The following is a 13,465-nucleotide window of genomic DNA, read 5'->3' as shown; positions in this document are numbered from 1 at the left end:
TACCGGTGTGGGACTGCCTTCTTTTAATCGATTCAATCCGCCGCGCAAAGAAAAAGCCGCTGCACCAGACAACGGCTTGATCAATCAGCACAAATTTCAATCGGTCGCCATATCGACTTCGCGTTTGCGGCCAATTTCGGTCATCCAGGTTACAAAATGCGGATCGCGTTTGATCTGGCGGCCATAATGACGACGAAGTGCTGCACTAAAACGGCCTTCACGGCCCAGGATATCGTCGGCATAGTCAATCATAACGGAATTGGGCCAAGCTTGGGGGCGAATGGAAACGATCTGTTCAAACAGGTCATCCTCGGAAATTTCAGGCTGGGCCTGTGCCATCAACATTGCCATTGATGCCGTTGATCGTGAAACCCCCATATGGCAATGCACCAGTAAATGCCCGTCTTCGCGCAAATCGCAGGATTTCGCCAGTTCATCGCCAAAGGCCAGCACTTTTTCCACATGGTCGCGCCGGGGCATTTCCATGCCCGGTCGGTCCTCGATAATATCATGGAACCGCAAAATCGTGCGTTCATGCGGCGCAAAGTTCTGAAAGGCTTCCGGGTCCGGGGTTTCCGGGTCCAGCACCGACAAAATATGGGTTACTTTGCGTTCAGCATGGCTGGGAAGTTCTTCAATACCGCAGATCGTCAGCAGCGAAATCGAAACCGATTGCATGGCATCATCCTGTTGTGGCGTAAAAAAGAAACGACCGGCATCCTACCCGGACACCGGCCATTTTTAAACGCACCAACAGAAGGTTTAGCGATTATTTCTTATTTGCCGCGTGCAAATTCAGCATTTCCCACGCCATTGTCGCCCCGGCAAGCGAGGTAATGTCGGACACATCAAACGGAGGAGACACTTCAACCACGTCGCTACCGATCAGATTGATGCCTTCAAGCCCGCGCAAAATCGACACCGCCTGGTGGCTGGTTAATCCGCCCAGAACCGGTGTTCCGGTACCTGGCGCATAGCACGGGTCCAGTCCGTCGATGTCAAAGGTGATATAGGTCGGGCGATCGCCAACTGTTTCCTTGATACGGGTAACAATTTCCGCAATCGACATCGCCTGCACATCGGGGCCGTACAAAATGTTGTACCCGTGCGTTGATTCATTATGGGTACGGATACCCACCTGGATTGATTTTGACGGGTCAACAATGCCTTTCTGTGCCGCGTGCCAGAACATCGTGCCATGGTCAATCCGGTCGCCGTCATCTTCCCAGGTATCGGAATGGGCATCGAACTGAATAAGCGAAATGCCATCACCATATTTTTCTGCATGGGCCTTGAGGATCGGATAGCTGATGAAATGATCACCACCAATCGTCAGCATTTTGGCCCCCGACTGCACGATATCACGTGCATGATCCTCGATCATTTCCGGCAGTTTTTCCGGATGACCAGGGTCAATCACCATATCGCCGTAATCGATCACGGCCAGTTCGGCAAAAATATCGCGGCCCGAGGGAAAGTGCGGTGCCCATGCAAGGTTCGCCGACGCACGGCGCACGCCCTGGGGCCCAAGACGTGTGCCCGGGCGGCTTGATGTTGCCAAATCATAGGGTACACCCGTTACCGCCACATCAATACCATTGAGGTCGCGGCTATAACGGCGGCGCATAAAAGACAACGCACCGGAATACATCGGCTCGCTGGTGTTTTGATGCACCGATTTTGCGGTAAAGGCGTTATCGCCGCCTTTGGTGTCAATGACGCCGGTACTGCTCATTTTTAATCCGCCCTTTCAATCTCAGGCGTCGCCCAGTGCAATCCAGGTCGACTTGATTTCGCAATATTTGTCCAGTGCATGAAGCGACCGGTCACGACCGGTGCCAGACTGTTTATAACCGCCAAACGGCATCGTCATCGACCCGCCATCCCAGCAATTGACCCAAACCAGCCCGGCCCGCAATTTACGCGCTGCCAGATGCGCCTTGTTGATGTCGCTGGTCCAGACCGCTGCAGCAAGCCCGTATGGCGTATCGTTGGCGGTTTTAACGGCTTCTTTCCAATCGGCAACTGAAATCACCGAAAGGACCGGGCCAAAAATTTCTTCCCGCGCAATGGTCATATCATTGTTAACGCCGTCAAACACCGTGGGTTCAACGTAATAACCACCCGTTTCGGTACGCACCTGCTTGCCCCCCATAGACAAGCGCGCCCCTTCGGACTGGCCCTTTTCAATATAACCCAAAACCCGGTTCATCTGGGTTTCATCCACAATAGCGCCCATTTCGCTGGCAGGGTCCAACGGGTCGCCCGGCTGCATGGCTTTGCCAGCCGCAATCACTTTTTCAATCAGTTCATCCCTGATGGATTCTTCGACAATCAAACGTGACCCTGCCGTACAGACTTCACCCTGATTATAAAAGATACCGCCTGCCGCTGCTTCTGCTGCCGCGTCCAGGTCCGGGCAATCAGCCAGAACAATATTGGGGCTTTTGCCCCCACATTCCAGCCACACCCGCTTCATGTTGGACTGCCCCGCATATTGCAAAAACAGCTTGCCCACTTCGCCCGACCCGGTAAAGGCAATACAGTCCACATCTTCATGCAGGCCAAGGGCCTTGCCCGCGGTCGGGCCAAACCCAGGCACCACATTCAAAACACCTTCGGGCAAACCGGCTTCAACCGCCAGTTCAGCCACGCGAAGTGCGGTCAAGGACGATTGCTCTGCCGGTTTAAGGATAATCGAATTCCCCATCGCCAAGGCCGGGCCCAATTTCCACACCGCCATCATCAACGGAAAATTCCATGGCACCACAGCAGCAACAACGCCCAATGGTTCGCGCGTAATCATGCCGATCGAATGCGGGTCAGATGGCGAAATTTCGTCGTAAATCTTGTCGATTGCTTCGGCGTACCAGCGAATGCATTTATAGGACAAAGGAATATCATCACGCACGGCCAACGTAATCGGCTTGCCCATATCAAGGCTTTCCAGCAGGGCCAGTTCGCTTGCATGTTTTTCCATCAGGTCGGCAAAGCGCATCATCACCGCCTTGCGCGTGCCAGGCGATGCTTCCGACCAGCTACCTTTTTCAAACACGGCCCGTGCCGCCACAACCGCACGATCCACGTCGGCCAGGTCGCATTCGGCAATTTTGGTCAGAACCGCGCCATCACGCGGGCTGATGCAATCAAATGTCTTGCCCGACAGCGCATCAACATAATCACCGTTGATAAACGCCTTGTTACGGAAACTCAGGCTGCTGGCCTGCGATTTAAGGGCTTCAAAACTAAGGGGGCTTGTCATGGGATAACTCCTTTCGCAGGGCTGGCCTTTAGTGTGCCGCACCTTGCTTGCGCATAATTGTGAATTCAGTATGACGGTGGTGTTGCGGCACTGACCACTTCGCATTCAACATCACCCGAATTGCGAAACCGATGCGGAATTTCGGCATTAAAATAATAGGCATCTCCGGCACTTAATATCTGCACCCGATCGCCAACCGTTACTTCAAGTTTGCCTCGCACCACAACACCGGCCTCTTCGCCTTTTTGCACAATCAGTTTACTGCCGGTATCACCACCGACCGGGTAAATTTCGTGCAAAACCCGCAACTGCCGATCCTTGCGGGTTGCCCCGACCAAACGCATCGACATTGTGCCGTCGGACAGTTCAACCAGATCATCGCGTTTAAAGAAAATTTCTTCACCATTGTCGATATCAATGCTGAAGAAATCTATCATCGTAATCGGTATGCCCTGCAACACCTTTGCCAGCGAGTCTACCGACGGGCTAACCCGGTTTTGCTCGATGGTGGAAATCGTACTGTTTGTCACCCCGGCACGTCGTGCCAGTTCACGTTGCGACAGACCATACATATTCCGGATTGCCTTCAGACGATCTCCGACCTTGTGGCTCATCTTTTTATCCTCGGCACCGGCAATCCCGACACTCAAACGGCGTCCAGATACCAACGATGTTCCAGCGGTGTGACCTCGGCAAAAAACTCGTCATACTCGGCACGGCGGCAAACATCGAACACCTCGACAAACTGTTCACCCAAATAATCGCGCATGATCTTGCCATTCACAAAATGGTCCAATGCCGAAATCATGCTGCGCGGCACAACCAGGCCATTGTTTTGCTCGTAGCCATTGCCTTCAACCGGTTCACCAGGGTCAAGCTTGTTTTTCAAACCATAATGAACACCGGCCAACACACATGCCAACACCAGATACGGGTTTGCATCGGCCCCTGAAACCCGGTGTTCTACCCGTGCGGCCTTGGCATTGCCCGCAGGGACACGCAACGCCACAGTCCGGTTGTTCAGGCCCCAGTTCGGCGACATCGGCGCATAGGCCTTATTCTGAAACCGGCGATAGGAATTCGGATTGGGGGCAAAAACAGCCATGCTTTCAAACATGGATGCCTGCAAGCCACCAATGGCATTTTTCAACAGATCGGAAACTTCTTCGTCACCAACCGGGCTGAAAACATTGTTTCCTTCGGCATCACGCAAGCTGACATGAATATGCAGCCCGTTGCCCGCCTGATCAGAATACGGTTTTGCCATGAAGGTTGCTGTCACCTTGTTGTCCCAGGCGATGCCTTTGACAACGCGTTTAAGCTGCATGGCGTGATCCGCAGCTTCCATCGGGTCACTGACATGGCCCAGATTAATCTCAAACTGGCCGGGGCCTGCTTCTGCAACAATCGTATCGGCAGGAATACCCTGCCGGTTTAACTCGCTTACAGCATCGTGCAAAACCCGGTCAAAATTTTCAATTTCCTGAAGGCCATAAACCTGAATACCGTCGGATGCATAACTGCCATCAAGTGGTGCGGGTGGAATGGGCCGCCCGGTTTCGTTCTGATCAGCCAGATAAAATTCCAGTTCCAGCGCCACAGTCGGGTAAAACCCGTCTGCGGCCAGACGATTTACGACAGATTGCAACACATTACGCGGATCAGCGAAAAATGGCTCTCCATCCAGATCGTAAAGCGAGACCATAACCTGTGCCAGCGCCTGTTCCCCATAGGGAACACGATGAAGTGTGCCCGTAATCGGTTTGGCAACACTGTCACGGTCTCCACTGGACCACAAAAGACCGGTTCCTTCCGGGTTATCCCCGGTAATATCGACCAGACAGATCGACCCCGGCATATTAATGCCTTCGCCGTAGCTTTTGAGGAACTTGTTTTTCGTGACACGCTTGCCACGAAAAACCCCATTGATATCCGGGAGCAACAACTCAACCAGTTCAATATCAGGATTTGCCTCAAAAAACCGCTGGGCTTCCGCCCTACTGTCTTCGACGAACGACGTGTTCATCGTCTAATACTCCCTGCACGGCTGTTCATTTATGTCATAACATTGTCATCGTGCCGCGCCGCATCAAAACGGTCAAGCCTTCGTTCGATATATCGTTCAAGTTACCCAAATTACAGTGTTACCTGAAATACAGAACCACACCCGACAACAAGGCTATATCAAACCATATCGGCGAAAACCCGCCACTAATTCTTATGACGTGCGAATAAATTTATCACTTGCAAAGGTGTTCAAAAAAACGAACACTTGGTTCAAACGTTCGACATTTTGGACAAGAAAGCCCTGTTACGCCGTCAGGAGAAGTCATGAACAAGCCCGAAAAAACTGCCTATTGGCAAAATCTTGACCAACAACACCATATCCATCCGTTTACCGACACGGCCGATCTGAACAAACGCGGCGCGCGCATTATCAAATCAGCATCAGGTGTCTTTATTGAAGACAGCGACGGTAACAAATACCTTGATGGCATGGCAGGTCTGTGGTGCGTCAATATCGGCTATGGTCGCAAGGAACTGGCAGAAGCAGCCTATAAGCAAATGCTTGAACTGCCGTACTACAACAACTTTTTCCAATGCGCGCATGAACCGGTGATCGAGCTTTCAAAGGTTCTGGCTGAAATTACGCCTGCGCATATGAACCATGTTTTTTATGCCAATTCAGGGTCCGAAGCGAATGATACCGTTGTTCGGATGGTCCGCCAATACTGGAACCTGAAAGGCAAGCCGGACAAAAACTATATTGTCAGCCGCAAAAATGCCTATCACGGATCGACCGTAGCAGGGGCATCCCTTGGCGGAATGGCCGGAATGCATGCACAGGGCGGCCCGATGCTGCCCAATGTAGTGCATATCGATCAGCCGTACTGGTACGGCGAAGGTGGTGATTACACCCCCGAAGAATTCGGTTTGATCTCAGCACAAAAGCTGGAAGCGAAAATCGAGGAACTTGGCGCGGAAAATGTCGGTGCCTTTATCGGCGAACCGATCCAGGGCGCGGGCGGCGTCATTATTCCACCATCAACCTATTGGCCCGAAATTCAGCGTATTTGCCAGAAATACGATATTTTGCTGATTGCTGACGAAGTCATTTGCGGCTTTGGTCGTACCGGCAACTGGTTTGGGTCCGATACTTTTGATATCAAACCCGACCTGATGCCGATGGCAAAGGGCATGTCGTCAGGCTATTTGCCGATTTCGGCTGTTATGGTTGGTGACCGTGTTGCCGATGTTCTGATCAATGAATGCGGAGAATTCACCCACGGCTTTACCTATTCGGGGCACCCGGCATCAGCAGCAGTCGCGCTTGAAAATATTCGCATCATTCGCGACGAAAAAATGATCGAGCGGGTACGCGATGATATTGGCCCGTATTTCCGTAAACAACTGGCGACACTGGAAGACCACCCGTTGGTTGGTGCCGTTGAAAGTGTCGGGTTAATTGCCGGTATGCCACTGGTGGCCGACAAGAAAACCCGCAAAGGTTTTGATAAACCCGGCACTGTTGGCACCATCTGCCGTGATTTCTGTGTTGCGAATGGCGTTATCATGCGGGCCTGTGGTGACCGCATGGTGCTATCACCACCGCTGATTATCAGCCAGGATGAAGTTGACGAAGTTGTCAAACGTGCCCGTGCTGCCTTTGACGCTACGGCCAAAAAGATTGGCGTGATGTAAACTTTACCGATTGGCGCTATTGCGAACACCCGGCATGATCATGATTGTGCCGGGTGTTTTATTTTGTCACAACAATCAGGCTCATATTCCGGTGCCATGGGAAGGATTAATCTGTTTGCTTTATGCTCAAATGATTATACGTCCCGCGCCGCCAAAATCATGCCAATTACGAAAAATAGCGACGCCCATTATCAAAACTGCCTTATCCTGCGCCGCGTCATTCATATTTGCCAATAATGGTGAAAACCAGATATGCCCCAAACTGCATCGCCCCTTCGCCGTCTGTATGAACCAGACGCTTACCAAACAACCACGCTTCCCCGCAGCTTTTGGGCAGATAGCGTAGGTGCCCTTCCCGCTTGTCAGGCAGCCCCCACCGCCGATACCCTGAAAACCGACATCGCTATCATTGGGGGTGGTTATACCGGGTTATCGGCGGCTTTGCGCCTTGCACAATCAGGGCGATCAGTATCGGTATTTGACGCCGGTCGCCCGGGCTGGGGTGCATCTGGCCGCAATGGCGGGTTTTGCTGTCTGGGTGGGTCAATTCATTCATTTGGTATATTGGCAAAACAATTTGGCGAGGACGCCAGCCGCCAGTTTGCGACCCACCAGCGCGCCGCGATTGACCTGGTTGCCCACCGCATTTCAAATTGGCAGGCAAATGTCGATCGCCATTCTGACGGCGAAATGGTCTTGGCCCACAAAGCCAGCCGTATTGAAGACTTGCACGAAGAAGCGCGCGAATTAAGCCATTTCACCGATATCAAAAGTACATTTCACACTGCAGATTCGTTACGCGAAATGGGTATGAATGCCAATGGTGTTGCGGGAGGGTTGCATGTAAAAGCAGGATTTGGCCTTCATCCATTCAAATATCTTGCTGCGTTGCACAAGGCCTGCCTTGCCGCAGGTGTTCAGATTTTCGAACAGGCGGAAATTCAAGACATTGATGAAACCCCCGCAAACGTCATCCTGCAATGCGGGGATTGCCGCATCACCGCTGACCACGCCATCATTGCCACCAACGGATACAGTGCTGAAAACCTGCCCCAATGGCTGGCCGGGCGGTTATTACCTGTCATATCGGGCATTCTGGTTACCCGCCCGCTAAGCGACAACGAATGGCGCGCGCAAGGCTGGACCAGCGATATGATGGCCTATGATACACGGGTTTTGCTGCATTATTTTCGTAAATTGCCTGACGGGCGTTTCATGTTTGGCGGCCGCGGCGGCCTTAACGCCACACCAGACGGGCAGAAAAAGGCTCGTGCCACATTAATTCGTGAATTTCACACCATGTTTCCAACATGGCGCAATATAGAAATCACCCACCACTGGAATGGTCTTGCCTGTCTGTCACAATCCTATCGGCCGTTTGTCGGAAAAATCACCAGCCAGCAACGAGTATGGGCATCGCTGGCTTATCACGGCAATGGTGTGGCCATGGCCAGCTATTGCGGTGATTTGCTTGCACAGCATATAACGGGCAAAGTCACCACTGGTGATATTGGCCCGATTATGGGTACCCCGCCAAAAAGGTTTCCCTTCGCCGGATTACGCCGCCAATATCGGTGGATGGCCTATGCTGCCTATGGTTTGCGCGACCGGTTTCTATAATGGCACTTTCGCTGACTTGCCGCCGTCATTTTATGACATATGTCATGTTAAGATCAAAAATCACGTTTTATAAGCACCCAAAAATTTGCCTGTACGCCGGTTGCGTACATGGGCACTTCTGACCAAGGGATAATATTACTATCATGACGGATCAACCCCATTCCATCGATGATAACGGCGATAACGACGGCCTTAGCCATCAGGAACGCCGCGAACGGGCAACGCGCAAAATCATGGATGAAACGGGAATTGACCAGCAAATGATCCATGACGTTGTCCATGGATTTTATACCAAAGTCCGCGCAGATCCGTTTTTAGGCCCTATTTTTGATGCCCGCATTAGCGATTGGGATGGGCATTTGCAAAATATGTGTCAATTCTGGTCGTCGGTGGCTCTGGCCAGTGGCGCTTATTACGGGCGCCCCATGCAAAAACACATGCCCCTTCCCATTGACCGCCACCATTTCGATCAGTGGCTGGCCCTGTTTGCTGAAACGCTGGCCGAACTTTGCCCCCCGGTTGCCGCCCGCCATTTCATGGAACGTGCCCTTCGAATTGCACAAAGTTTTGAAGTTGGCATCGCCGCCCATAACGGCGTTATCCTTTCCAAAGGCGAACGATACGATCCGGTTTCCAACTGGCAACCGAAATAACATTGCCTGAACAGACCAAAATATCATCATACACATAACCCGATCAGCGTTGCCAACCGGGTTGACAATGATTTGCGTATCCCGCCTAATACAAATATGGAAAATCAGCGTAACCTAACAAAGGAAATACGCAATCGTGTCCGTCTAAAGGCACGATCCCTGTCGCAGAACGCAACATCAAAACGGAATACTTTTCAAAATCTGACGAATACCAAAAATATTTCTAATATTCCGGCAATTTTGATTATTCTAATTTACCGTTACTTTCAACGCTTGAAATGCGTGTGCGATGCACTTGAACATACAGCCAGTTCGCTGTTCCTGTTTCAAAATACTCGCCCCCTGACCTACCCGACGCGGAGAAAGACAATATGTGGCTTGTAATCCTTCTTGCCGCCCTTCTGATAATCGGCTTGATCGGCTACACCATTTATGGACATCGCCGTCACCTGATGACAACCACCGGAACAAAAATAGACCTGAAATCCCGCCCCAATAGCGCACTTCTGATTATCGATCTTCAGGAAGATTTTACCAACGCAACCGGGCGACACAGTTACGATCCAGACCTGGTTAACAAGGTTATTACCGCAATCAATGATCTTGTGATGTTTGCCAATGAAAACGGGCACCCCGTTATTTCCATCCGGCAAACATTTGCCGGGTGGTACGTCAATTTGCTGGTCAGGTTCCTTAACAAAGGACGGGGCGGCCCCAAATCCGGTGGATTGGATATTGACGCCCGACTGGATGGAGATATCGACCATGATATCGTTAAATCGCACGCAGATGCCTTTCGTGAACCAAAACTGGAAGCTGTTCTTGAACGGCAAAAAGTTGGCAATCTGATCATTGTCGGGCTTGATGGCAATTATTGTGTAAATGCTACAGTCACAGCCGCCCTGAACCGCGGTTATAAGGTCGCCTTTAGCGACGCAACCACACTGGCTATCAAACCGGCATCGTGGCAGGCAACAAAATCCCGTCTCATGGCACGGGGCGCTGACGACCAGATAAAAAACACCCCGGCCCCATCGGAAGTTACATCGCAAAAATCGGCTTAAAGCCGGTCACGCAATGAAAACCATGTCATCGCCAGCACCAGCAACGGGTATCGCAGGCTTTTACCTCCGGGAAATGTCGGAACAGGCACTTTAGCCATTATGTCGAACCGCTCCATTGTTCCCGAAACAGCTTCGGCCATGATTTGCCCGGCAAGTGTTGCCATGGCAACCCCGTGCCCGGAATAACCGCTGGCGGAAAACACCCGGTTTTCAACCCGGCGAAAATACGGCATCCGGTTCATGGTAATCGCCAGTGTCCCCCCCCAGCCATAATCAATCCGGGTATCGCGTAATTGCGGATAAACTTCCAGCATATAGGGTTGAACGAAACTTTTGATGTCTTTGGGAAAATGATAGCTATAGGTTTCGCCGCCGCCAAACAACATGCGGTTATCGGCACTTAACCGATAATAGTTGATCACGAATTTTGAGTCCGCCACCGCAACATCATCGCGGATAAGTTCACGGGCGACATCATCGTCCAGTGGTTCGGTTGCAATAATAAAATTATTAATCGGCATCACGCGCCGGGCCACCCGGTCATCCAAACTGTCAAGATATCCGTTACAGCCCAAAATCAGCATTTGGCCCGTAACATTCGGGCCACCGCGCACCTTTACATTAACATTTTCACCCGTGGTATATTCGCTCACCATGGCATTTTCATAGATGCGCACCCCCGCCTGACGCGCCGCCACAGCCAGGCCAAGGGCGAAATTTAACGGGTGCAGGTGCCCAGCCCCCATATCAAGCGATCCACCATGATAAAATTCAGACCCGACCATTGCGCGTATCTCATCGCGATTCACCTTGCTAATCTGGTCATAGCCATATTCATCGCGCAATTTGTCGGCATATTCGTGGGTGCCTTTTACAAACCGTTCTCTATGGTCGGCATGTAAAATGCCCGGTTTCCAGTCGCAATTAATGCCGTGTTTTTCAATCAGGCTTTTTACAATATCCTTGGATTGCTCGGCGATATCCCACAATTTGCGGGCATCATCCACACCCAGCATTTTTTCAAGCTCGTCCTGTTCGCGCCGCTGGCCGGACCCAACCTGCCCGCCATTGCGCCCGGACGCACCCCAGCCAACCTTGTGAGCTTCAAGCAACACCACATCATAGCCCTGTTCCGCCAAATGCAGTGCCGACGACAAACCGGTAAACCCGCCCCCAATCACCACAACATCACATGTGACGTCCCCATCAAACGTATCAAAACCATAAATGGGATTTGCCGATGCAGCATAATAGGATGCCGGATAAGCACCGGCCTTGTCGTTCGCCGTTAAAAAATTGGGGGTAAACACAATTTGCCTCGGTGTTATGGAGCATGCCCAAGTGTGCGCCATTCGTGCTGAAAGGCCAAGGGGGCAGGTCAATTATTTGCGCATTCACTGCACCTTAGCGGTTAATTGTTCAACCATTTTTTGCGCTGTCTTTGTTGCGGCACAGCCCCCGCGTGCCGTGCAGCGTAAATCAGGGTGCATCATGCTGCCAATTTTAACAGTTTGATCGACCAGTTCGTCATATCCCAAAACCGCATCAAACCCGGCAATCACCGCCATCGCAGATGAATAGGCGTGCGATACCCCCGCAACATTGCGCGCATGACAGGGAATTTCAACATCTCCACCCACCGGGTCGCAAACCAGTCCCAATGTGTTCATCAGGCACATGCTGGCCGCATCAAAACATTGTTCCGCACTGCCGCCATAAGCCTGCACAACCCCGGCCGCCGCCATGGCCGCCGACGCCCCGGTTTCCACCGAACATCCGCCGCATTCAGCGGCGAATGTGCCACGTGCGGCAAAAACCGCACCAATCAACGCCATCACCTGCAGGGCATCCGTCGCACCATCAATGTCAATGCCGTGGCGCACCAGCCCATACAATGTCCCTGGCACCACCCCGGCACTGCCAGCCGTTGGCGCTGCTACTACCAAACCCCGGTTTGAATCACGCTCCATCGCGGCCAGGGCCCCGGCAATCGCATCCTGCAATACAGAGCCCCCCAACCCGGCAGGTAAATTGGCATCACGCACCCGCCGTGCGCGCAAGGTCAAAAACCGCATCACATTGTCAGCTTCGCGGGCGGCAAACCCTTCATCAACAACGCGCAACATCAATTGCGCGCGGTCGACAAATAATTGCCGGGTTTCATCACGCCCCAGGCCCAGACGTTGCGCCTCCAGTGCCAATGCTGTTTCTGCCAGCGATCCGTGATGGTCTTTCACAACATCAAGCACACCGTCTGTTGTTGAAAACAGATCATCCGTGGCACAAACGGGATATTGCGCCGCATCTGCCACCAACACCGTATCGATCCCGGCGGTAGCGCGCAATTTTGCAATAACGTCACTATCCGGTACGCGCTGTAACGATATTTCCAGCCGTTCCGTCGCCGCGCCCCCCGTCGTTACGATGGTCGCTATATTGCTCCCCAGAAACTGGTTGTTCTGTGCAAACAGCGCAACAATGTCCTGTGCCAATGCGCCCGTTTCCGGACCATATACAAAGACACTCGCCGTTTTCCCGGTCAGATAAACATCCTGCCCGTTCATCTGATCGATATAAAACATGCCACCGCCAACAGACGCGCCCTGATACACGTCCGTTCGTACTGTGCCATCAGCCTGCTGTACCTGTAATTCCAAATCAACCCGGTTGGGGTGGTTATTCCGGTCCAGTTCTGTAATAGACACGGTAAAGGCAAAGCCTTCGCCCTTGATAACTTTCCCCAGGACATCGCGAAACCCCGGATCGGTCAGAGCCACATCTGCAAGCCCGGCGGCAAAATTCTCGTCCGAACTTTGCGCCTGATAAACCGGCGCAAACGACCCACGCGGATCAAAACGGATTTCGGCACGCGTTAGCACTTCGCCATTCGATGTTGAAAGCTGACGCACCAGCCGCGCCATCATATAGGGTGCGGCACAATGCGAACTTGACGGCCCGCGCATTACCGGCCCGATTACGGAATTTAACAGGCTGATTTCCTGCATGGTCCCTCGCCTATAATTAATTGCATAAAATATTCGCAATCATTGCTGCAATGATGCGAAAAAGCAATGCAGGCGGCACATCGATGACACCAGAAAACCCCAAAAGCAAAAGACCGGGTATCTGCTATTGTGATACCCGGCCTGCACAACATGGAATCG

At 52.1% G+C, this 13,465-nt stretch carries 11 protein-coding genes; 4 read left to right on the top strand and 7 right to left on the bottom strand.

Annotated features, from left to right (window positions below):
- Positions 1–96 precede the first annotated feature (96 nt).
- The 5 genes from J4E05_RS00410 to J4E05_RS00390 all read right to left on the bottom strand — a co-directional run bounded on the left by J4E05_RS00410 (position 97) and on the right by J4E05_RS00390 (position 5,288).
- Complete coding sequence (locus J4E05_RS00410) at positions 97–678, bottom strand: tyrosine phosphatase family protein (protein ID WP_349591625.1); 582 nt, start codon at positions 676–678, stop codon at positions 97–99.
- A gap of 91 nt (positions 679–769) precedes the next feature.
- The gene (speB, locus tag J4E05_RS00405) at positions 770–1,735 is read right to left on the bottom strand and encodes an agmatinase (RefSeq protein ID WP_085592025.1); all 966 of its coding nucleotides are present in this window, start codon (positions 1,733–1,735) and stop codon (positions 770–772) included.
- 21 nt (positions 1,736–1,756) lie between these two features.
- Positions 1,757–3,262 (bottom strand): aldehyde dehydrogenase, encoded by a 1,506-nt coding sequence (locus tag J4E05_RS00400; protein WP_085592023.1) that lies wholly within the window; start codon positions 3,260–3,262, stop codon positions 1,757–1,759.
- Positions 3,263–3,327: 65 nt separating this feature from the next.
- The gene (locus tag J4E05_RS00395) at positions 3,328–3,876 is read right to left on the bottom strand and encodes a cupin domain-containing protein (protein ID WP_349591623.1); all 549 of its coding nucleotides are present in this window, start codon (positions 3,874–3,876) and stop codon (positions 3,328–3,330) included.
- Between the two features lie 32 nt (positions 3,877–3,908).
- Complete coding sequence (locus J4E05_RS00390) at positions 3,909–5,288, bottom strand: glutamine synthetase family protein (RefSeq protein WP_085592021.1); 1,380 nt, start codon at positions 5,286–5,288, stop codon at positions 3,909–3,911.
- 305 nt (positions 5,289–5,593) lie between these two features.
- Here J4E05_RS00390 and J4E05_RS00385 point away from each other — a divergent pair, with 305 nt between their 5' ends.
- The 4 genes from J4E05_RS00385 to J4E05_RS00370 all read left to right on the top strand — a co-directional run bounded on the left by J4E05_RS00385 (position 5,594) and on the right by J4E05_RS00370 (position 10,301).
- Positions 5,594–6,964 carry an aspartate aminotransferase family protein gene (locus tag J4E05_RS00385; RefSeq protein ID WP_349591621.1) on the top strand — a complete coding sequence of 457 codons (1,371 nt, stop codon included), beginning with the start codon at positions 5,594–5,596 and terminating at the stop codon, positions 6,962–6,964.
- 252 nt (positions 6,965–7,216) lie between these two features.
- Positions 7,217–8,584: an NAD(P)/FAD-dependent oxidoreductase gene (locus J4E05_RS00380; protein ID WP_349591619.1), complete on the top strand. Its 1,368-nt coding sequence runs from the start codon at positions 7,217–7,219 to the stop codon at positions 8,582–8,584.
- 143 nt (positions 8,585–8,727) lie between these two features.
- Complete coding sequence (locus tag J4E05_RS00375) at positions 8,728–9,237, top strand: group III truncated hemoglobin (RefSeq protein ID WP_349591617.1); 510 nt, start codon at positions 8,728–8,730, stop codon at positions 9,235–9,237.
- A 371-nt stretch (positions 9,238–9,608) separates the two neighbouring features.
- Positions 9,609–10,301 carry a cysteine hydrolase family protein gene (locus J4E05_RS00370; RefSeq protein WP_349591615.1) on the top strand — a complete coding sequence of 231 codons (693 nt, stop codon included), beginning with the start codon at positions 9,609–9,611 and terminating at the stop codon, positions 10,299–10,301.
- Here the strand turns inward: J4E05_RS00370 and J4E05_RS00365 are convergent.
- On the bottom strand, positions 10,298–11,611 hold the full coding sequence (locus J4E05_RS00365; protein ID WP_349591613.1) for an NAD(P)/FAD-dependent oxidoreductase: 1,314 nt from the start codon (positions 11,609–11,611) through the stop codon (positions 10,298–10,300). The two genes, J4E05_RS00370 and J4E05_RS00365, sit on opposite strands and share 4 nt — an antisense overlap.
- 84 nt (positions 11,612–11,695) lie before the next feature.
- Positions 11,696–13,306, bottom strand: coding sequence for an L-serine ammonia-lyase, iron-sulfur-dependent, subunit alpha (locus J4E05_RS00360; RefSeq protein ID WP_349591611.1), 1,611 nt, complete (start codon positions 13,304–13,306; stop codon positions 11,696–11,698).
- Positions 13,307–13,465 lie beyond the last annotated feature (159 nt).

Origin of the sequence: Thalassospira sp. NFXS8 (assembly GCF_040148805.1) — a bacterium.
GTDB lineage: Bacteria > Pseudomonadota > Alphaproteobacteria > Rhodospirillales > Thalassospiraceae > Thalassospira.
This window is presented reverse-complemented; position numbering and strand designations above follow the sequence as displayed.

What these genes read in the sequence shown, in the direction of transcription:
- J4E05_RS00410 (WP_349591625.1), bottom strand. Translation starts at nt 678, where the DNA reads ATGCAATCGGTTTCGATTTCGCTGCTGACGATCTGCGGTATTGAAGAA.
- speB (WP_085592025.1), bottom strand. Translation starts at nt 1,735, where the DNA reads ATGAGCAGTACCGGCGTCATTGACACCAAAGGCGGCGATAACGCCTTT.
- J4E05_RS00400 (WP_085592023.1), bottom strand. Translation starts at nt 3,262, where the DNA reads ATGACAAGCCCCCTTAGTTTTGAAGCCCTTAAATCGCAGGCCAGCAGC.
- J4E05_RS00395 (WP_349591623.1), bottom strand. Translation starts at nt 3,876, where the DNA reads ATGAGCCACAAGGTCGGAGATCGTCTGAAGGCAATCCGGAATATGTAT.
- J4E05_RS00390 (WP_085592021.1), bottom strand. Translation starts at nt 5,288, where the DNA reads ATGAACACGTCGTTCGTCGAAGACAGTAGGGCGGAAGCCCAGCGGTTT.
- J4E05_RS00385 (WP_349591621.1), top strand. Translation starts at nt 5,594, where the DNA reads ATGAACAAGCCCGAAAAAACTGCCTATTGGCAAAATCTTGACCAACAA.
- J4E05_RS00380 (WP_349591619.1), top strand. Translation starts at nt 7,217, where the DNA reads ATGCCCCAAACTGCATCGCCCCTTCGCCGTCTGTATGAACCAGACGCT.
- J4E05_RS00375 (WP_349591617.1), top strand. Translation starts at nt 8,728, where the DNA reads ATGACGGATCAACCCCATTCCATCGATGATAACGGCGATAACGACGGC.
- J4E05_RS00370 (WP_349591615.1), top strand. Translation starts at nt 9,609, where the DNA reads ATGTGGCTTGTAATCCTTCTTGCCGCCCTTCTGATAATCGGCTTGATC.
- J4E05_RS00360 (WP_349591611.1), bottom strand. Translation starts at nt 13,306, where the DNA reads ATGCAGGAAATCAGCCTGTTAAATTCCGTAATCGGGCCGGTAATGCGC.